The 20,656-nt window shown below is 69.1% G+C and carries 14 protein-coding genes; 8 read left to right on the top strand and 6 right to left on the bottom strand.

The window, feature by feature from the left end; genetic code table 11:
• The first annotated feature begins 167 nt into the window (after positions 1-167).
• Positions 168-329 (top strand): hypothetical protein, encoded by a 162-nt coding sequence (locus WS61_RS35205; RefSeq protein WP_006476841.1) that lies wholly within the window; start codon positions 168-170, stop codon positions 327-329.
• On the opposite strand, the gene WS61_RS14210 is transcribed toward WS61_RS35205, so the two are convergent.
• The 3 genes from WS61_RS14210 to hrcA all read right to left on the bottom strand — a co-directional run bounded on the left by WS61_RS14210 (position 301) and on the right by hrcA (position 3,187).
• Positions 301-708, bottom strand: a complete 408-nt coding sequence (locus WS61_RS14210) for an RNA-binding S4 domain-containing protein (protein WP_034206474.1) — start codon at positions 706-708, stop codon at positions 301-303. The two genes, WS61_RS35205 and WS61_RS14210, sit on opposite strands and share 29 nt — an antisense overlap.
• A 256-nt stretch (positions 709-964) precedes the next feature.
• Entirely contained in the window at positions 965-2,029 is a 1,065-nt protein-coding gene (gene hemH, locus WS61_RS14205; protein ID WP_059501038.1) for a ferrochelatase, read from the bottom strand.
• 135 nt (positions 2,030-2,164) lie between these two features.
• Positions 2,165-3,187 (bottom strand): heat-inducible transcriptional repressor HrcA, encoded by a 1,023-nt coding sequence (gene hrcA / locus WS61_RS14200; RefSeq protein WP_011544637.1) that lies wholly within the window; start codon positions 3,185-3,187, stop codon positions 2,165-2,167.
• Between the two features lie 131 nt (positions 3,188-3,318).
• Between hrcA and WS61_RS14195 the strand changes: the two genes are divergently transcribed.
• Positions 3,319-4,221: an NAD kinase gene (locus WS61_RS14195; RefSeq protein ID WP_034206472.1), complete on the top strand. Its 903-nt coding sequence runs from the start codon at positions 3,319-3,321 to the stop codon at positions 4,219-4,221.
• A gap of 19 nt (positions 4,222-4,240) precedes the next feature.
• The gene (recN, locus tag WS61_RS14190) at positions 4,241-5,890 is read left to right on the top strand and encodes a DNA repair protein RecN (protein WP_059501037.1); all 1,650 of its coding nucleotides are present in this window, start codon (positions 4,241-4,243) and stop codon (positions 5,888-5,890) included.
• A 92-nt stretch (positions 5,891-5,982) separates the two neighbouring features.
• On the opposite strand, the gene glnE is transcribed toward recN, so the two are convergent.
• Complete coding sequence (glnE, locus tag WS61_RS14185; protein WP_059501036.1) at positions 5,983-8,784, bottom strand: bifunctional [glutamate--ammonia ligase]-adenylyl-L-tyrosine phosphorylase/[glutamate--ammonia-ligase] adenylyltransferase; 2,802 nt, start codon at positions 8,782-8,784, stop codon at positions 5,983-5,985.
• 228 nt (positions 8,785-9,012) lie between these two features.
• On the opposite strand from glnE, the gene WS61_RS14180 reads away from it, so the two are divergent.
• The 4 genes from WS61_RS14180 to aroG all read left to right on the top strand — a co-directional run bounded on the left by WS61_RS14180 (position 9,013) and on the right by aroG (position 17,127).
• Complete coding sequence (locus WS61_RS14180) at positions 9,013-13,212, top strand: YhdP family protein (protein ID WP_059501035.1); 4,200 nt, start codon at positions 9,013-9,015, stop codon at positions 13,210-13,212.
• 62 nt (positions 13,213-13,274) lie between these two features.
• Positions 13,275-14,102 (top strand): carbon-nitrogen hydrolase family protein, encoded by an 828-nt coding sequence (locus WS61_RS14175; protein ID WP_059501034.1) that lies wholly within the window; start codon positions 13,275-13,277, stop codon positions 14,100-14,102.
• 85 nt (positions 14,103-14,187) lie between these two features.
• Positions 14,188-15,654, top strand: coding sequence for a metalloprotease TldD (gene tldD, locus WS61_RS14170; RefSeq protein WP_059501033.1), 1,467 nt, complete (start codon positions 14,188-14,190; stop codon positions 15,652-15,654).
• 399 nt (positions 15,655-16,053) lie between these two features.
• Positions 16,054-17,127 (top strand): 3-deoxy-7-phosphoheptulonate synthase AroG, encoded by a 1,074-nt coding sequence (gene aroG / locus WS61_RS14165; RefSeq protein WP_034206466.1) that lies wholly within the window; start codon positions 16,054-16,056, stop codon positions 17,125-17,127.
• Positions 17,128-17,253: 126 nt separating this feature from the next.
• Here the strand turns inward: aroG and hmpA are convergent, their stop codons facing one another.
• Positions 17,254-18,462, bottom strand: coding sequence for an NO-inducible flavohemoprotein (gene hmpA / locus WS61_RS14160; RefSeq protein WP_059501032.1), 1,209 nt, complete (start codon positions 18,460-18,462; stop codon positions 17,254-17,256).
• Between the two features lie 93 nt (positions 18,463-18,555).
• On the bottom strand, positions 18,556-19,107 hold the full coding sequence (locus tag WS61_RS14155) for a cob(I)yrinic acid a,c-diamide adenosyltransferase (protein WP_059501031.1): 552 nt from the start codon (positions 19,105-19,107) through the stop codon (positions 18,556-18,558).
• A 136-nt stretch (positions 19,108-19,243) separates the two neighbouring features.
• On the opposite strand from WS61_RS14155, the gene WS61_RS14150 reads away from it, so the two are divergent.
• Positions 19,244-20,653, top strand: a complete 1,410-nt coding sequence (locus WS61_RS14150; protein ID WP_059501030.1) for an FAD-binding oxidoreductase — start codon at positions 19,244-19,246, stop codon at positions 20,651-20,653.
• Positions 20,654-20,656: the final 3 nt, after the last annotated feature.

Genomic DNA, 20,656 nt, shown 5'->3' with positions numbered 1-20,656 from the left:
GATCGGGCGAAACGGCCTGTAACAACGCTTACCCGGCAAGTACTAGCTCCGCACAGGCCCGCTGCACTACACTCCACTCAAGCGTCGGAAAAGCGTGTTTACCCTAGCTGACCGCCGCCCGACATCCACCTGGCGCCGTTTTCACCCTTGTTCTCGAGGGGAGTACCGTGAAACTGACCTTTGCGATATCGGTGGTCGCGCTGGTACTCATTGCCGGCACCACCACCATCTGCCTGTCGGGAGCCGTCACCGACCGCACGACCGAATACGGAAGCGCGCGGGCGACGTTCGACCAGATGTTCAGCTCCCACCAGAAAATCTGTCGATGATGCGCCGGTCGCGCTTCGTCGGCCGGCCGTGCAGCCCGGCCGCCGGCTCGCGATACGTGCGGCGCCGCTCCAGTTCGGCGAGCCGCGCGGCCCGCCCCGCTTCCGTTTCCTCATAGAGCGTCTGCGCGACGCTCGCGGGGCCGCGCACGTCGCACACGCCCAGCACGGCAATGTGCCAGACGATGCCGTCGATCGCAATCTCGACCTCGTCGCCCACCCGCACGTCCTTCGCCGGCTTGACCGCTGCACCGCCGATCTTCACGTGTCCCTTGTCGACCGCATCGGTCGCGAGCGAGCGCGTCTTGAAGAACCGGGCCGCCCACAGCCATTTGTCGATGCGCAGCTTCGCGCCCGGTTCCGTGGAAATCTTGTAGTTCATGTCAGCCTCCGCCGGGCAGTCCCAAGGAGGCTGACCGCCCCCTCGGGGGGCAGCGAACGAAGTGAGCGTGGGGGTCGTTTCATCTCAGCCTCCGCCGGGCCGCCCCAAGGAGGCTGACCGCCCCCTCGGGGCAGCGAACGAAGTGAGCGTGGGGGTCGTTTCATCTCAGCCTCCGCCGGGCCGCCCCAAGGAGGCTGACTGCCCCCTCGGACAACAACGGCGAACGAAAAGCGCGTGGAAATCGTTTCATCTCGTCTCAACCGACCGTTTCGGGCTGCGCGGCCTTGACGGGCCAGCCCTGCAGATTCTCCGCGATGATCTCGCCGAGCGCGCCGATCCACGCGGACGCGCCGTTCAGACACGGAATGCGGTGGAAGGTCTTGCCGCCGCCGGCGAGGAACTCGTCGCGCACTTCCATGCCGATTTCCTCGATCGTCTCCAGGCAATCGGCCGTGAAGCCGGGACAGAACACGTCCGCCCGCCGCACGCCCGCCTCGCCGAATTCGCGCAACGTCGGCGCGGTGTACGGCTGCAGCCATTCGGCCTTGCCGAAGCGCGACTGGAACGTGACGCGGCATTCGGTACCCGACAGCCCGAGCGCGGCCATCAGCAATGCGCCGGTCTGCTGACACTGATCGTGATACGGGTCGCCGAGGTCGAGCGTGCGCTTCGGCACGCCGTGGAAACTCAGCACCAGCTTGTCGCCGGCCGCGAAATCGGGCCGGCCGTGCTGCGCCCAGTACTGGCGCACCTGTTCGGCCAGCGCATGAATATAGGCCGGATGGTCGGCGTAGTGCCGCACCGTGCGCACTTCCGGCTGATTGCGCATGCGCGCGAGTGCGTCGAACGCGGCATCGAACGCGGTGGCCGTGGTCGACGCCGAGTATTGCGGATACATCGGCATCAACAGCACGCGCTCGACGCCCGCGCGCTTGAACTGCGCGAGCGCGTGCGCAATGTTCGGGCTGCCGTAGCGCATCGCGTAGTCGACCGTCACGTGATAGCCGTTCGACACGAGCAGGTGCCGCACGCTGTCGGTCTGACGCTCGGTGTACACGCGCAGCGGCGAGCCCTCGGGCATCCAGACGGCCGCGTATTTCTTCGCGGATGCACGGCCGCGCAGCGGCAGGATCAGCGTGCGCAGCAGCACCTGCCAGACGGCCTGCGGGATTTCGACGACCCGTGGATCCGACAGGAATTCGGCCAGGTAGCGCCGCACTGCGCGCGGCGTGGGCGCGTCGGGCGTGCCGAGATTGATCAGCAGCACACCGATGCGATGGGCGGCCGCGATATTCGAAGGCGGCTCAAGATCGAAACGCATGGGCAAGGACGTGCTCGAGGCACGGGACCGGATGGCCTTCAATTATAACGGGCCGCCCCGTGCCGTTCGGCCGACTGTCGCCGCAAGCGGCGCCGCGGCACGATAGCGGGGCGGGATCGGGCTGGCGGTCGCCGGTTATTGCTGGCTCAGCGTGAGAGACAGCAGGCGCGCGGTGATGTCGACGATCGGTATCACGCGGTTGTACGCCATCCGGGTCGGGCCGATCACGCCGAGCGTGCCGACGATCTGCCCGTTCACCTCGTACGGCGCGGTGACGACGCTCATTTCCTCGATCGGCACGAGCGTCGATTCGCCGCCGATGAAGATCTGCACGCCCTGGGCGTGGCTCGACACGTCGAGCAGTTGCAGGAGGCCCGTCTTTTGGTCGAATACGTCGAACAGCTTGCGCAGCCGCGCCATGTCGGACGACAGGTCCGCCACTTCGAGCAGGTTGCGCTCGCCGGAAATCAGCACGGTGTCCTCGGTGTCGGGCACCTCGGTGCTGGCCGTCACGGCCGCGTGCATCAGCGTCGTCATGTCGCCGCGCAACTGGTCGATCTCGTCGCGCAGGCGGCGGCGCACCTCGTCGAACGACAGGCCGGCGAAATGCGCATTGATGTAGTTGGACGCCTCGGTCAGCTGCGACGGCGAATAGTCGCGCGGCGTCGCGAGCATGCGGTTCTGCACGTCGCCCTCGGGCGTGACGATGATCAGCAGGATGCGCTTGTCGGACAGGCGCATGAACTCGATCTGCTTGAACACGTGGCTGCGGCGCGGCGTCAGCACGACACCCGCGAACTGCGACAGGTTCGACAGCACGCTCGCGGCGGCGGCGACCACCCGCTGCTGCGGCTCGCCGGCCTGCAGCGTGTTCTGCACCTGGCGCGCGACGGCCTCGGCGTCGATCGGCGCCTCGACCGTCAGCATCGTATCGACGAACAGCCGGTAGCCGCGCGGCGTCGGCACCCGGCCGGCCGACGTGTGCGGGCTCGACACGAGGCCGAGCTCCTCCAGGTCGGACATCACGTTGCGGATCGTCGCCGGGCTCAGCTCGAGCCCGGAGTAACGGGACAACGTGCGCGATCCGACTGGCTGACCGTCGGCGATATACCGTTCGATCAGGGTTTTCAGGAGGGTTCGTGCGCGAGGATCTAGCATGGTGGAAAATTTTAGCGCAACCGCGCGAGCGCGGCGAGTGGCGTCGTCCACCGTTGCGCGGGCCGGCCCGATCCGGCCCCGTCGGCGCACAGCCGGTTCTTTTCGTCAACGAGCTATGGTGTAATGCCGGCATGAAAACCGGTAATCAGTTCAATACTGTCGCGCTCGTCGGCCGGAGCAACACGCCCGGCATCGCCGAGCCGCTCGCCACGCTGGCCGACAGCATCGCCACGCTCGGCTTCGAGGTCGTGTTCGAAGGCGAGACCGCGCGCGAAATCGGCATCGCCGGCTACCCGGCGCTTACCCCGGCCGAAATCGGGGCGCGAGCGGACGTGGCGATCGTGCTCGGCGGCGACGGCACGATGCTCGGCATCGGCCGCCAGCTTGCGCCCTACCGGACACCGCTGATCGGGATCAACCACGGGCGGCTCGGCTTCATCACCGACATCGCGGCATCCGACATGCAGGCACTCGTGCCCGTGATGCTGGCCGGCAAGTTCGAGCGCGAGGAGCGCTCGCTGCTCGAGGCGCGGATCGTGCGCGACGGCGAACCGATCTACCACGCGCTCGCGTTCAACGACGTCGTCGTGAACCGCAGCGGCTTCTCCGGGATGGTCGAGCTGCGCGCGTCGGTCGACGGCCGCTACATGTACAACCAGCGCTCGGACGGCCTGATCGTCGCGACGCCCACCGGCTCGACCGCCTATGCGCTGTCGTCGGCAGGCCCGATCCTCCATCCGCAGCTGGCGGGCATCGTGCTCGTGCCGATCGCGCCGCACGCGCTGTCGAACCGGCCGATCGTGCTGCCCGACGATTCGAAGATCGCGATCCAGATCGTCGGCGGCCGCGACGTCAACGTGAACTTCGACATGCAGTCGTTCACGTCGCTCGAACTGAACGATACGATCGAGGTGCGCCGCTCGAAGCACACGGTGCCGTTCCTGCACCCGATCGGCTACAGCTACTACACGACGCTGCGCAAGAAGCTGCACTGGAACGAACACGCATCGAACGAAGACGACAAGGCGTCCTGACGCCGCTCCGCCCGACACCATGCTCCGCCACCTCTCGATCCGCGACTTCGTCATCGTCGCCGCGCTCGATCTCGAATTCGACAGCGGCTTTTCCGTCTTTTCCGGCGAAACCGGCGCCGGCAAATCGATCCTGATCGACGCCCTCGCCCTCGCGCTCGGCGAACGCGCCGACGCGAGCGTCGTGCGCACCGGCTGCGGCCGCGCCGACATCACCGCCGAATTCACGCCGCACGACCGCGTCGCGCGCTGGCTCGACGAGCACGCGTTCGACGCCGAGGACACCGTGATGCTGCGCCGCGTGATCGACGCGAACGGCCGCTCGCGCGCATTCATCAACGGCACCAGCGCGACGCTCGCGCAACTGCGCGAACTCGGCGAGATGCTCGTCGACATCCACGGCCAGCACGCGCACCAGCTGCTGATGCGGCCCGACGCGCAGCGCGAGCTGTTCGACACGCACGCAGGGCTCGTCGCCGATGCCGCGAACGTCGCGCGCGCGTGGCGCGTGTGGCGCGACGCAACGCAGGCGATCGACGCCGCGAAGGCGCACGAGCGCGAATTGCAGCTCGAACGCGAAAAGCTCGCATGGCAGCTCGCCGAACTCGACAAGCTCGCGCCGCAAGCCGGCGAGTGGGACGAAGTCAGCAACGAACACAAGCGCCTGTCGCATTCGGCGAACCTGATCGAAGGCGTACGCGGCGCGCTCAACGCACTGTCCGAGTCCGACGACGCGATGCTCGCGCAGCTCGGCGCGATCGTGTCGAAGCTGCGCGGCCTGGCCGACTACGACACCGCGCTCGGCGATGCGCTCGCGTCGCTGGAGCCGGCCGAGATCCAGTTGCAGGAAGCCGTCTATTCGCTGTCGCACTATGCACAGCGCGTCGATCTCGACCCCGAGCGGCTCGCGCAGGTCGAAACGCGTCTCGACGCGCTGCACTCGACCGCCCGCAAGTTCCGGCTGCCGCCCGACACGCTGCACGAAGAGCATGCGGCGCGCCGCGCGCAACTCGCCGCGCTCGACGCGGCCGCCGATCTCGGCGCGCTCGAGGCGGCGCAGGCCAAGGCGCGGGAAGCCTATCTCGCCGACGCCAAACGCCTGTCGAAGGCGCGCGCGCAGGCTGCCAAGGCGCTCGGCACGGCCGTCACGGCCGGCATGCAGGAATTGTCGATGGCGGGCGGAAGCTTCGAAGTCGCGCTCGTGCCGCTCGCGGACGGCGGCCCGCACGGGCTCGAGCAGGTCGAATTCCGCGTGGCCGGTCACCCGGGCGTGCCGCTGCGGCCGCTCGCGAAGGTCGCGTCGGGCGGCGAACTCGCGCGGATCAGCCTCGCGCTCGCGGTGATCGCCAGCGCGGCGAGCCCGACGCCGACGCTGATCTTCGACGAAGTCGATACGGGAATCGGCGGCGGCGTCGCCGAAGTGGTCGGCCGCCTGCTGCACCAGCTCGGGCGCGACCGCCAGGTGTTGTGCGTGACGCACCTGCCGCAGGTCGCCGCGCGCGGCGACCATCATTTCCAGGTGGCGAAGGGCGCCGACGAACGCGGCGGCACGGTATCGACCGTGGTTGCGCTCGACCGCGCCAGCCGGATCGAGGAAGTCGCGCGGATGCTCGGCGGGCTCGAAATCACGGCCACCACGCGCAAGCACGCGAAGGAAATGCTGGCGGCCTGACATTGCCGCCGCCTGTCCCGCTCGAGTCGAACGGGCTCGCTCATCCGATTCAGGGCGGTATGCGGATCGATGCCGCGCCCGCCTGCCTTCGTTCAAACGCCCGTTTCAACCGCGCCGAACACACGCGTCCACAGCGCCGTCACGGCCGCGCGCTCGTCCGCCACCACCGCCGGATCGACGCGCGCCTTCTCCATCCCGTCGAGCCGCAGCTTGTGCTGCAGCTTCCGGTATTTGCGGTACGCCGCGCCGACGCGCTCGGCCTCGTCCTCGCTCATCAACCCGAAGCGCGCGACTTCGCGCAGCAGCGCGATGTTGCCGGTATTGCGGATCAGCTCGGCGTCGCTCGACGCATGCAGCAGCACCCAGTACTGGACGATGAATTCGATGTCGACCATCCCGCCGCGATCGTGCTTCAGGTCGAACAGCTCGGTCTGGTTCGGGTGGCCGGCGAACACCTTGCCGCGCATGTCGACGATCTCCTTCGCGAGCACGCCGCCGTCGCGCGGCGTCGTCAGCACCTGCCGGCGGATCGCCTCGAAATCCGCGCCGATTTGCGCGTCGCCCGCGCTGTAGCGGGCACGCGTCAGCGCCTGGTGCTCCCACACCCACGCGGTGTTCGCCGCATCGCCCTCGCGCAACTGATAGCGGCGGAACGCATCGAGATCGGTGACGAGCAGGCCTGCCTCGCCGTTCGGCCGCAGCCGCAGGTCGATGTCGAACAGCGCGCCCGCGCCGGTCGCGGTCGTGAGCCATGTGATCAGGCGCCGCGTGAAGGTCGTGTAGACGTCCGCCGCACGCTCGTCCGGATCGTCGTACAGAAAGATCAGGTCGAGATCCGACGCATAGCCGAGCTCCTTGCCGCCCAGCTTGCCGTACGCGATCACCGCGAACTTCGGCACGTCGCGGTGGCGCTTCGCGAGCTGCGACCAGACGACTTCGATCGTCACGTCGAGCACCGCGTCGGCCAGCTCGGACAGCCGGTCGCTCACGTGCTCGACCGACAGTTGCCCGGCCAGATCGATCAGCAGGATCCGGAACACTTCCGCGTGCTGCGCGTGGCGCAGCAGGTCCATCTGCTGCTCGGGGCCGTCGGCCGCCGCGAGCCGCGCACGCAGCGCATCCTTGAACGCGGGCCAGTCGAACGGGCTCGCGATCGCCTCGTCGTCGAGCAGCTCGTCGAGCAGCTGCGGGTGGCGGATCAGGTAGCCGCCGCCCCAGCGCGTCGCGCCGAGCACCGACAGCACGCGGTCGAGCGCGGCCGGATATTCGGTCAGCAGCGCGAGATAGACGCCGCGCCGGCTGACCGTCTCCAGCAGGTCGAACAGGCGCACGATCGTGTCGTCGCGGCGCGCGGCGTCGATCTTCGGCGCGGCGTCGAGCGCGCGCTGCGCGACGCTGTCGAAGCGCTGCCGGCTCTTTTCCGGCAGCCCGGTGTAGCGCGACGATTGCCAGATCGCGCGCAGCCGCGCGAGCACGGCGGCCGGATCGGCGAAGCCCAGGCCGTCGAGGCGCGCGACCAGCGCGTCGTCCTCGCCGTCGTCGGCCAGCGCGCCGCTCCAGATCCACGCGGCGGCCGTGTCGTCGCCGGCCGCGCACGGCGCGCCGCTCGCCTTGTCGGCGAAGATCTGGTCGAACTGCGCTTCGACGAACGTGCGGTGGCCGTCCAGCACCGTCATCAACGCCGCGTAGTCGGCAAAACCGAGCGACGCGGCCAGCGCCGCGCGCTCGTCGGGCTCGACCGGCATCGCGTGCGTCTGCGCGTCGTTGCGGTACTGCAGCCGGTGCTCGAGCGTGCGCAGGAAGTTGTAGGCGTCGGTCAGGCGGGCACACACGTCGTCGCCGATCAGCCCGCGCGCCTGCGCATGCCGCAGCACCGCGAGCGTCGGCCGCACGCGGAATCCCGCATCCTGGCCGCCGCGGATCAACTGGAACACCTGCGCGCTGAACTCGATCTCGCGGATCCCGCCGCGCCCGAGCTTGATGTCGTCGGCCTTGTCGGGCCGCATCGACGCGCGCCGCGCGGCTTCGTGCCGGATCTGCTGGTGCAGCGAACGGATCGCGCCGATCACACCGAAATCGAGATAGCGGCGGTAGACGAACGGCTTGACGATCGACTCGAGCTGCGACGCCAGCCGCCGCGCCGCATCGCTGTCGCCCTCCGACACGAGCCGCCCCTTGATCCACGCATAGCGCTCCCACTCGCGCCCCTGCACGTAGAAATATTCCTCGAGCATGCCGAGGCTGCACACGAGCGGCCCCGAATCGCCGTTCGGGCGCAGCCGCATGTCGACGCGAAACACGTAGCCGTCGGCCGTGACCTCGGACAGCACGCCGATCAGGCGCCGGCCGAGCCGCGTGAAGTATTCCTGCGTGGACAGCGGCGAACGGGCGCCGCCGGTGGTCTCGCCGTCGTCCTCGTAGACGAAGATCAGATCGATGTCCGACGACACGTTCAGTTCGCGGCCGCCGAGCTTGCCCATCCCGACCACGCCGAGCACGACGCGCTGGCCGTCGGCGCCGCGCGGCTCGCCGTACAGCGCCTCGAGTTCGGCCGACAGCAGCGCCAGCGAGCGCTGCACGGCCACTTCGGCAAGATCGGTCATCGCGCCCGTCACCTCGGCGACGTCCGCCAGCCCGCGCAGGTCGCGCTCCGCGACCGCACCGAACGCCTCGGCGCGCAGTTGCCGCAGCGCGCGCTTCAGTTGCTCGTCGCCCGGCGCGGCCGCGCCGGCCGGCGTCGCGAGCAGCTCGGTCAAGCGCGCGTCGAGCTGCGCGCGGCCGAGCGGCGCGGCCGCCCACGCGGCGACCTGCTCGGCCAGCGTGGGTCGAGCGGCAGCCGCGCGGGCCAGGTATCGGGAGTAGGACGTGCTGATCAGGGCGGAAGCGTCGGTCATCGAGAAGCGGGCCTGGCGGAAAGGCCGGGGGCAGCGGGCCGGCGCGTGCGCGCCCGCTGCCCCCGGCCTCATGGACTCGGCGCGGCCTCGCCGGACGCTCGTGCGCCCGTCGCGACACCGCGCGCCGGAAAGCCCGTGCCGCGCTGCCCCAACGGCCGCCGGCACGAACCCGTGTGATACATTTCAACGTCAGTCTGCAAAACTACCATATCGCCGCCCGTCCGCCGCATGTCCGACCGTCAGGAATCCGCCGTAGCTGCGCCCGAAGCGGGACCTCCGAAGCACGATCATCCGGTCCTGCGTCGCGTGTTCAGGGTGACGCTGGCAGTCGGGATCGGCACCTACTTCGTCGCGTCCGGCGCCCTCCTCGGGCTGCGCTACGTGCTGCTGCCGCGCATCGACGAATTCCGCCCGCGCATCGAGCGCGCCGTGTCCGACAAGCTCCACGCGCAGCTTTCGATCGGCAAGCTTTCCCCGAACTGGTCCGGCATGCAGCCGGGCGTCGAACTCACGAACCTGACGATTCGCGGCCGTGACGGCCAGATCGCGCTGTCGGTGCCGCACGCGACGGCCGCGCTGTCGTGGATGTCGCTGCTGCGGCTGTCGCCCGCGCTGTCGAGCCTGATCGTCGATCAGCCCGACCTCGTCGTCGCGCGCGCGGCCGACGGCTCGCTGAGCGTCGCGGGCGTCGGCGTGGCCACCACCCACGGCGGCAACGACACGTTCGGCACCTGGTTGCTGAAGCAGGAGGCGATCGTGCTGCGCGGCGGCACGCTGCGCTGGCGCGACGCGCTGCACGACGCACCGGAGCTCGTGCTGTCGGGCATCCGGCTCGCGGTGCTCAACGACGGCCGCGTGCACAAGGCCGCGCTGCAGGCGCCCGCGAACGGCACGCTGCTGCTCGGCCCGCTCGATTTCCGCGCGCGCTTCAGGCACAAGCCGCTCGCGCCGATCGGCAAGCCGGCGAACTGGACCGGCGACGCCTACCTGTCGACCGGCCCCGTCGACCTGCAGACGCTCACGCGCTATCTCGACGTGCCGCTCACGATCCACGCGGGCCGGATCGACAATGCGATCTGGGCGACCTTCGGCGACGGCCACCTGCGCTCGGCGGGCGGCGACCTGCAAGGCGCCGACGTCGCGCTGCGCGTGCGCCCGACGCAGCCGCGGCTCGACGTGCCGACGGTCGGCTTCGGCTGGGACATGGTGCTCGACGCGGGCCACGACTACACGCTGCACCTGACGCGCTTCAATGCGGAGCTCGGCCAGCCGCCGCTGCCGGACGGCACGCCGCTCGCCCGCTCGCTCGCGCTGTCGACGCTGACCGCGCGCTACCGCGTGCCGACCGCGAACCAGGGGCAACTGCTCAGCGTGGTCGGCGACCGCGTCGATCTCGGCATCCTCAGCGAATTCATCCGCGGGCTGCCGCTGCCGGCGCGCCTGCGCAACGAGCTGATCAAGATCGACCCGCGCGGGATGGTGTCGAACTATCACATCGAAGTCGAGCGCGCGAAACCCGCGCACGCCGATCTCGCCGACGAAGAGCGGCGCATGGGCGCCGCGCCGATCGTCCGCTACCGCTTCCTCGGCGATCTGCAGGGCATCAGCTTCGCCGCGCAGGAGCCGCCGCCCGGGCTTTCGCCGCGCGGCCACCCGCGCGCCGGCTGGCCGGGCGTCGAGAATCTGTGGGGCCGCGTCGATGCGAACGAGACGGGCGGCGCCGCGCATATCGACACGGTCAACGCGGCCGTCACCGTGCCCGGCGAATTCGACGAGCCGCGCCTGACGTTCGACCGGCTGCGCGGCAACGCCAAATGGACGATCACGCCCGCGCCCGGCGACAAGCACGCGCGCGTCGACGTGTCGCTGCCCGACCTGCTCGTGTCGAACCCCGATGCCGAAATCGCGGTGTCGGGCTCGTACACGAACCCCGGCCACGGCCGCGGCTCGCTCGACCTGCGCGCCGATTTCGCGCGCGCGTCGGTCGCACGCATTCCGCGCTACCTGCCGACCGGGATGTCCGAACACCTGCGCGACTATCTCGGCCACGCACTGCAGGACGGCAAGGTGACCAAGGGCGCATCGATCGTCGCACGCGGCCCGCTCGAGAAATTCCCGTTCGAACACGAGCCGGACGCCGGCGTGTTCCACATCGTCGCGCCGTTCACCGGCGGCCGCTTCGAGCCGACGCCGTACCCGCCGCGCAAGCTCGCGAACGGCACGCCGAGCGTCTGGCCCGCGCTCGACGGCATCGACGGCGTGTTCGAGCTCGCGCAGAACAAGCTGCGCTTCGACATCGCGCGCGCGCACTACAAGCGCGTCGCGCTGACGAAGGTCGCCGGCCGCATCGACGATCTCGGCAACCCGTCGCACTCGCCGCTGATCATCGACGGCCATGCCCAGGGCCCGCTCGCCGACCTGATCGATTACGCGGACAACAGCTCGCTCGGCACGATGAGCGACCACATCGGCCAGCGGATCGATGCGCAGGGCCCCGCGTCGCTCGCGCTCAAGATCACGATTCCGCAGCACGTCCCCCATCCGCACACGCACGTCGAAGGCGTGCTCGCGTTCGGCGGCAACACGCTGTCGACGAGCGGCGTGCCGCCGCTGTCGGCCCTGCGCGGCACCGTCGGCTTCACCGAGGCCGGCGCGTCGCTGCACGCGCTGTCGGGGCGCTTCCTCGGCGGCCCGGTGCGCGCGAACGGCAACTTCCAGTCGCATGGCCCGTACGCGGTGAACGTCGACGGCCGGCTCGCGCTCGACGCCGCGCGCGGCCTGAACCTGCACGGCGCGGCCGCCGCGCTGCTCGAGCACGTGGTCGGCGACGCGCCGTACAAGGTCGCCGTGCGCGGCGCGCCGGGCCGCCTGCCCGACGTCAGCGCGCAATCCGACCTGACCGGCGTGGCGCTGAACTTCCCGGCGCCGTTCGCGAAGCCGGCCGGCACGCCGATGCCGTTCCGCTTCACGCTGCAGCCGGCGCCGCAGGCGGACGGCAAACGCCTCGAACACGCCGACCTGACGCTCGGGCCGGTGAGCGCGACCTACCTGCTCGACGCGACGCGCGGCCAGCCGCTGCGCGCGGTGCGCGGCGCGATGGGCATCCACCGGATGCCCGACATGCCGCAGGACGGCGTGAGCGCGGCCGTCGACGTCGGCGAACTGGACGCCGACGCGTGGCTCGCCCTCGCCCACACGCTGCAGCCCGACACGCCGCGCGCGCCGGCGCCACAGGCCGCGCCGCGCGTCGATTTCGCGAGCTTCGCGCCGAAGCGCTTCGCGTTCCATTTCGGCACGCTGAAACTGCTCAAGCGCAACTGGGAGAACGTGATCGTCGGCGCGTCGCACGTCGACGACCTCTGGCAGGCGAACATCGCGTCGAACCAGGTCTCGGGCTACCTGTCGTGGGCGCCGGGCGGCGGTCACAACGGCGCGGGCGTGCTCAACGCGCGGCTCGCGAAGCTCGTCGTGCCGCAGAGTTCGCAACACGACCTCGTCGGCCGCGCGATGAACCTGCCGACGCCGGCCGACCGCCCGATGCCGTCGATCGACCTGATCGTCGACCAGGTCGTCGCGCGCGATCACGACATCGGCCGGCTCGTCGTCAACGCGCGCAACATCGACGAAGACGGCACACCCGTGTGGCAGCTCGACAAGCTGGAACTGTCGAACCCGGCCGCGAAGCTCACGGCGACCGGCAACTGGCGCACGTCGCGCCGCGCGCTCGCCCGCGGCGCCGACGAACACGACGCGCCGCGCCGCACCGTGTTCGACTTCAAGCTCGACATCGACAACGCGGGTGCACTGCTCGATCGCGTCGGCCTGCCGCGCACGCTCGCGGACGGTCACGGCTCGGTCACGGGCAAGGTCGGCTGGCGCGGCGGCCCGACCGCGCTCGACTTCCCGTCGCTCGGCGGCCAGGTCGCGGTCGACCTCGAACACGGACAGATCCTGAAGGTCGATCCGGGCGCGGCGAAACTGCTCGGCGTGCTGAGCCTGCAAAGCCTCGCGCGCTTCCTGACGCTGAACTTCCGCGACGTGGTCGGCAAGGGGCTGCCGTTCGACAAGATCACCGGTACCGGCCGGATTTCGAACGGGATCGCGCGCACCGACGACTTCTCGATGATGACGGGCCCCGCGAACGTCACCGTGCGCGGCGCGGTCGATCTCGGCGCCGAGACGCAGGATCTGCATGCGCACGTCGCGCCGAAAATCAGCGCGGGCGCAGCCGCGATCGGCGCTGCCATCATCAACCCGCTGCTCGGCGTCGGCGTGCTGGCCGCGAACTATGCGCTGTCCGAGACGCTGTCGCGCGCGTTCGCGCTCGACTACGCGATCACCGGCTCGTGGGCGCACCCGCACATCGAGCGGGTGCGCAGCGATCAGGGTAAGATGAATCACGGTCCGGCCGATGCAGCGAGCCATTGAGCGCGCATCGAACCGCGCAGGGCGCCGGGCCGCACCCCATTTATGACGCAACCGATTCCGCGATGACCGACCACGCCCGTTCCGCCACGCCCTTCCGGGTCGCCGCGCTGCAGATGGTGAGCACGCCGGACGTCACACGCAATCTGGCCGAAGCGCGCCGCCTGATCGCGGAAGCCGCCGGCGAAGGCGCGCAGCTCGTGCTGCTGCCCGAGTATTTCTGCTTCATGGGCCACCGCGACACCGACAAGCTCGCGCTCGCCGAACCGTACCGGGACGGCCCGATCCAGCAGTTCCTCGCCGACGCCGCGCGCCGCCACGGCATCTGGGTGATCGGCGGCACGCTGCCGCTGAAGGCGCCGGAGCCCGATCGCGTGCTGAACACGACGCTCGTGTTCGATCCGTCCGGCAACGAAGCCGCGCGCTACGACAAGATCCACCTGTTCAACTTCGAGAAAGGCGACGAATCGTTCGACGAGGCACGCACGATCCGCGCGGGCGACACGGTCGTCGCGTTCGACGCGCCGTTCGGGCAGGTCGGCCTGTCGGTCTGTTACGATCTCCGCTTTCCGGAGCTGTACCGCCGCATGGGCGACTGCGCGCTGATGGTCGTGCCGTCGGCGTTTACGTATACGACGGGCCGCGCGCACTGGGAAACGCTGCTGCGCGCGCGGGCCGTCGAGAACCAGTGCTACGTGCTCGCGGCCGCGCAGGGCGGCAAGCACGAGAACGGCCGGCGCACGTGGGGCCACAGCATGCTGATCGACCCGTGGGGCGAGATCGTCGCGGTACGCGACGAGGGCGCCAGCGTCGTGCTCGGCGCGATCGATCCGCAGCGCATCGCCGACGTACGCCAGAGCCTGCCCGCATGGCGACACCGCGTGCTGACCTGAATCCGCCGCACCGCTTGACACGCCGTGCGGCCCACCCGTCTGCCCGGCAGCACCCGACAACTTTTTGAGAACTCCCGATATCCGCATGAACATCATCGAACCCGGCATCCGCAACCTCGCGCTGGCGAAGGACATCCTGCTCACGCCGTACGGCCTCGACGAAAGCCTGCTCACGCGCACGATCGCCGACATCTTCACGCATCGCGTCGACTACGCGGACCTGTACTTCCAGGCGACCCGCAGCGAAGCGTGGAGCCTCGAGGAAGGCATCGTCAAGTCGGGCAGCTTCAGCATCGACCAGGGCGTCGGCGTGCGCGCGGTCGCGGGCGACCGCACCGCGTTCGCGTATTCGGACGATCTGTCGCCCGAAGCGATCGCGCAAGCCGCCGCCGCGACCAAGGCGATCGCGGCGGCCGGCGGCGGCCGCCAGAAGATCAAGGCCGCCACGTCGCTGACGGGCATCTCGGGCCGCGACCTGTACCTGCCGTCCGACCCGCTCGCGTCGCTCGACGCGACGGCCAAGGTCAAGCTGCTCGAACGCATCGAGCAGATGGCGCGCGGGCGCGACCCGCGGGTCACGCAGGTGATGGCCGGCCTCGCCGGCGAATACGACGTCGTGCTGGTCGCGCGCAGCGACGGCGCGCTCGCGGCCGACATCCGGCCGCTCGTGCGCGTGTCGGTCACCGTGATCGCCGAACAGAACGGCCGCCGCGAGATCGGCTCGGGCGGCGGCGGCGGCCGCTTCGACTACGGCTACTTCACCGACGAGGTCCTGTCGCGCTATGTCGACGACGCCGTGCACGCGGCGCTCGTCAACCTCGATGCGCGCCCTGCGCCGGCCGGCGCGATGACGGTCGTGCTCGGGCCGGGCTGGCCGGGCGTGCTGCTGCACGAGGCGATCGGCCACGGTCTCGAAGGCGACTTCAACCGCAAGGGCTCGTCCGCATTCGCGGGCCGGATCGGCGAGCAGGTCGCCGCGAAGGGCGTGACCGTCGTCGACGACGGCACGCTGCCGAACCGCCGCGGCTCGCTGAACATCGACGACGAAGGCAACCCGACGCAGTGCACGACGCTGATCGAGGATGGCATCCTGAAGGGCTACATCCAGGACACGCTGAACGCGCGGCTGATGAAAATGCCCGTCACGGGCAACGCACGGCGCGAGTCGTACGCGGCGCTGCCGATGCCGCGCATGACGAACACCTACATGCTGAACGGCGACAAGGATCCGCAGGAAATCATCGCGTCGGTGAAGAACGGCCTGTACGCGGTGAATTTCGGCGGCGGCCAAGTCGACATCACGAACGGCAAGTTCGTGTTCTCGGCGTCCGAGGCGTACATGATCGAGAACGGCAAGATCACCTACCCGGTGAAGGGCGCGACGCTGATCGGCAGCGGCCCGGAATCGCTGAAGTACGTGAGCATGATCGGCAACGACATGTCGCTCGACACGGGCGTCGGCGTATGCGGCAAGGAAGGCCAGAGCGTGCCGGTCGGCGTTGGCCAGCCGACCCTGCGGATCGACAAGATGACGGTCGGCGGTACGGCATAACCGCATCGCGGCGCACATGATCCGCGTATTTTGACGAAAACGCGCGGATTATCCGCATTTTCGACGGTCCCCGGTTGCCAGCCGCTCGGGGACGGGGTATAAATTCCGAATCAACTTTTTTGACGAGCCGAATTTCCGTCATGTCCGCCAAGTTTTACTTTTACTTTTTTTGGTATCTCAGACCGCTGGCGGATCGAGAGGGTTGATGGCGCGTAAAGCGCAACCGAAATTCCCGAAAAAAACCGCCGGCGAACCCGGCGGTTTTTTTTCGCCCTTCGCCAGCCGGTCGCCGCCGCAGCGGTCCCGCGGCCCCGACCGGCAGCACCGAATTGCCCGCATCGATGAATCCGCCGCACGCGCACTGACCGAACGGCGCCCCGGAAAACCAGGAGAAACAGCATGCCCCCGCACAACACCGACGACGTCCGCATTCGCGAACTCAAGGAACTGACGCCGCCCGCCCACCTGATCCGCGAATTCGCGTGCTCCGAAGCCGCGTCCGAGCTGATCTACCACTCGCGCCAGTCGATGCACCGCATCCTGCACGGGATGGACGACCGGCTGATCGTCGTGATCGGGCCGTGCTCGATCCACGACACGAAGGCGGCCATCGAATACGCGGGCCGGCTCGTAAAGGAGCGCGAGCGCTTCAAGGGCGAACTGGAAATCGTGATGCGCGTGTACTTCGAAAAACCGCGCACGACGGTCGGCTGGAAGGGGCTCATCAACGATCCGCACCTCGACAACAGCTTCAAGATCAACGAAGGGCTGCGCACCGCGCGCGAGCTGCTGCTGCAGATCAACGAAATGGGACTGCCGGCCGCAACCGAATACCTCGACATGATCAGCCCGCAGTACATCGCCGACCTGATCTCGTGGGGCGCGATCGGCGCGCGCACGACCGAGTCGCAGGTGCACCGCGAGCTCGCATCGGGGCTGTCGTGCCCGGTCGGCTTCAAGAACGGCACCGACGGCAACGTGAAGATCGCGGTCGACGCGATCAAGGCCGCGTCGCAGCCTCATCATTTCCTGTCGGTGACGAAGGGCGGCCATTCGGCGATCGTGTCGACGGCCGGCAACGAGGATTGCCACGTGATCCTGCGCGGCGGCAAGACGCCGAACTACGATGCGGACAGCGTGAACGCCGCCTGCGCGGACATCGGCAAGGCCGGCCTCGCCGCGCGCCTGATGATCGACGCGAGCCACGCGAACAGCTCGAAGAAGCACGAGAACCAGATCCCCGTGTGTGCCGACATCGGCCGCCAGATCGCGGCCGGCGACGAGCGGATCGTCGGCGTGATGATCGAGTCGCACCTCGTCGAGGGTCGCCAGGACCTGAAGGAAGGCTGCGCGCTGACCTACGGCCAGAGCATCACCGACGCGTGCATCGCGTGGGACGACAGCGTGAAGGTGCTCGAAGGCCTGGCGGAAGCCGTGAAAGCGCGCCGGGTCGCGCGCGGCAGCGGCAACTGATAGCCGGCGGATCTCCGGCCGGCGCTTGACGCACGCGGCCCCGGTCTAGCGCCAAAAAGAAAAGCCCGGCTCGCGCCGGGCTTTGTCATTGCGTCGTTGCGTTGGCCGAAACCGGCCGTCGAACCTTCACTCGAGCGCACCCGACCCGAAGATCTCGGTGTTCACGCGTTCCGGCGCGACGCCGAGCGCGACGAGCGCATCGCGCTGCGCCTTCATGAACGCGACCGGGCCGCAGATGTAATAGTCGGCGTCCGGCACCAGCGCGTACTGCTGCACGCGTTCCGGCGTGAGGCGCCCTTCGAGGTCGTGGTCGATGCCGACGCGATCGTTCGGGCCGACCAGCTCGTACAGCACGGTGCGCTCGACGTTCGCGTGCTCGCCGACGGTATCGTTCAGCCAGTCGCGGAACGCGTGCACCGCGCCCGAACGGCATGCGTGAATGAACCGCACGTCGCGCTTGCTGCCTTCGGCGACCAGCGTCGACGCCATCGACATCATCGGCGTGATGCCGACCCCGCCCGAGATCAGCACGACCGGCGTATCCGCGTCGCGCTTCAGCGAGAAGTCGCCCATCGGTGCGGTCACCTCGACGATCGCGCCCTCTTCCACGCCGTCGTGCATCAGCGTCGACACCTTGCCGGCAGGGATCGCTTCGGCCTTGCCGGCCTCGCGCTTCACCGAGATGCGCAGCCACTTGCCGTGCGGCGCATCGGACAGGCTGTACTGGCGCGGCTGGTCGACGCCGAGATCGCCGACGAAGCGCTTCACGGTGACGTACTGGCCCGGCTCGAACGTCGGCGCCTCGCCGCCGTCGGCGGGCGTCAGGTAGAACGACGTGATCTCGTCGCTTTCACGCACCTTGCGCACGACCTTGAACGGGCGGAAGCCGCTCCACGCGGCGTTCGCGTACAGATCGGCCTCGGCGCCGATCATGATCTGCGCGAGCTGGCCGTACGCAACCCGCCACGCTTCGAGCGTGTCGGCATCGACCGCGTCGCCGAGCACTTCGACGATCGACGCGAGCAGGTTCTCGCCGACGATCGGGTAGTGCTCGGGGCGGATGTTCAGGCTCGCGTGCTTGTGCGAGATGCGCGACACCGCGCCGCCGAGCGCGCCGAGGTTGTCGATGTTGGCCGCGTACGCGTAGACGGCCTTCGCGAGCGTTTCGGGCTGGCTGCCGGTCTTCTGGTGCGTCTGGTTGAACAGGTTCTTCAGTTCCGGATGACGCGCGAACATGCGCTGATAGAAATGCTTCGTGATCGTCGCGCCGTGCTCGGCGAGGACGGGGGCGGTGGCCTTCACACGGGCCATCTGGTCAGCGGTGATGTGGGTCATGTTCGTTCTCCGTTAAACATGCTCATACAATACATGTTTAAAAACGGGCGCCTGCCGGACAAATTGTCGCAGTGCGCAAAAACGTGGCGGCTGCTAGCGGACGCGTCCGCGCTCCCACAGCACGTCGGCGCCGCCGCCGGCGCGGTTCAGCACGCGCGCCAGTACGAACAGCAGGTCGGACAGCCGGTTCACGTACCGCCGCGGGGCATCGTTGAGCGTATCGCAGCGCCCGAGCGCGACGATCGAGCGCTCCGCGCGGCGGCACACGGTTCGGCAGACGTGCGCGAGCGATGCGGCGCGCGAGCCGGCCGGCAGGATGAACTCCTTCAGCGGCGGCAGCGTCGCGTTGTAGTCGGCGAGCCACTGGTCGAGGCGCGCGAGATGCGTATCGTCGAGCACCGTGTGGCCGGGAATGCACAGCTCGCCGCCGAGATCGAACAGGTCGTGCTGGATCGTGACGAGCGCCGTGCGCACGTCGTCCGGCAATGCCTCGGCCAGCAGCACGCCGAGATTCGAGTTCAGTTCGTCGACGTCGCCGATCGCGGCGATCCGCGCGTCGTCCTTGCCGATGCGCCGCCCGTCGCCCAGCCCGGTAGTGCCGTCGTCGCCCGTGCGCGTCGCGATCTTGCTCAAGCGGTTGCCCATGCGAATGTCCTCTCGTGCGCGGCCGCCTCGCGGCCCGGTTGGCTGGAACGCGATTATCGCAGCCCGCGGCGGGAGGCGCAGCGGACGTTACAGCGTAGAATGAGGCGACAGTATGACAAGCAGTCAGGAGACATTCGTGAATCACCCTGCCCCGCCGGCCGCCACGTGCCGCCCGCTGCCCCCCGCCATGCTCGATGCGCTGCGCGCCGCTTTCGGCGAGCGCGTGTCGACCGCCGACGCGGTTCGCGCCCATCACGGCCGCGACGAATCCCCGTTCGATCCGCAACTGCCCGACGCCGTCGTGTTCGCGCGCAGCACCGACGACGTGCGCGAAGTCGTGTCGCTGTGCTCGCTCTACGGCGTGCCGCTGATCCCGTACGGCGCCGGCTCGTCGCTCGAAGGCCACCTGCTCGCGGTGCGCGGCGGCGTGTCGCTCGACCTGTCGGAAATGAACCGCGTGCTGTCGATCAACGCCGAAGACCTGACCGTGACGGTCGAGCCGGGCATCACGCGCAAGGCGCTCAACGAAGCGCTGCGCGACACCGGCCTGTTCTTCCCGATCGATCCGGGCGCCGACGCCAGCATCGGCGGGATGACCGCGACCCGCGCGTCGGGCACCAACGCCGTGCGCTACGGCACGATGCGCGAGAACGTGCTCGGCCTGAGCGCGGTGCTCGCGGACGGCCGCGTGGTCAAGACCGGCTCGCGCGCGCGCAAGTCGTCGGCCGGCTACGACCTCACGCGGCTGTTCGTCGGGTCCGAAGGCACGCTCGGCGTGATCACCGAGATCACGCTGCGCCTGCATCCGCTGCCCGAGGCCGTGTCGGCCGCGATCTGCACGTTCCCGACGATGGGCGACGCAGTCCGCACGGTGATCGAGACGATCCAGATCGGCGTGCCGATCGCGCGCGTCGAATTCGTCGACGCGCTCGCGGTGCGCTCGATCAACCGTCACTCGAACCTGACGCTGACCGAAGCGCCGACGCTGTTCTTCGAATTCCACGGCACCGACGCCGGCGTGAAGGAACAGGCCGAACTCGTGCAGGCGCTCGCCGGCCAGAATTCCGGCCAGGGCTTCGAATGGGCGACGCGCCCCGAGGATCGCACGCGGCTCTGGTCCGCGCGCCACAACGCATACTTCGCGATGCTGCAGTTGAAGCCCGGTTGCCGCGCGGTGACGACCGACGTGTGCGTGCCGATCTCGCAGCTCGCCGCGTGCGTCGAGGAAACCGAGGTCGACCTGCGCGCGTCGTCGCTGCCCTGCCCGATCGTCGGCCACGTCGGCGACGGCAATTTCCACGTCGCGATCCTGATCGATCCCGACAAGCCCGAGGAACTCGCCGAAGCCGAACGCATCAACGACCGGATCGTCGAGCGCGCGCTGCGTCTGGGCGGCACCTGCACGGGCGAGCACGGCGTCGGGCTGCACAAGATGCGCTTCCTGCCGAAGGAGCACGGCGACAACGCAATCGACACGATGCGCGCGATCAAGCTCGCGCTCGATCCGCGCAACCTGATGAATCCGGGCAAGATTTTCACGTGCTGACAC

The organism is Burkholderia sp. ABCPW 11 (assembly GCF_001523445.1).
Classification (GTDB): Bacteria; Pseudomonadota; Gammaproteobacteria; order Burkholderiales; family Burkholderiaceae; genus Burkholderia.
Note: the sequence above shows the minus strand (reverse complement) of the source record. Positions and strands in the feature narration are given on the sequence as shown.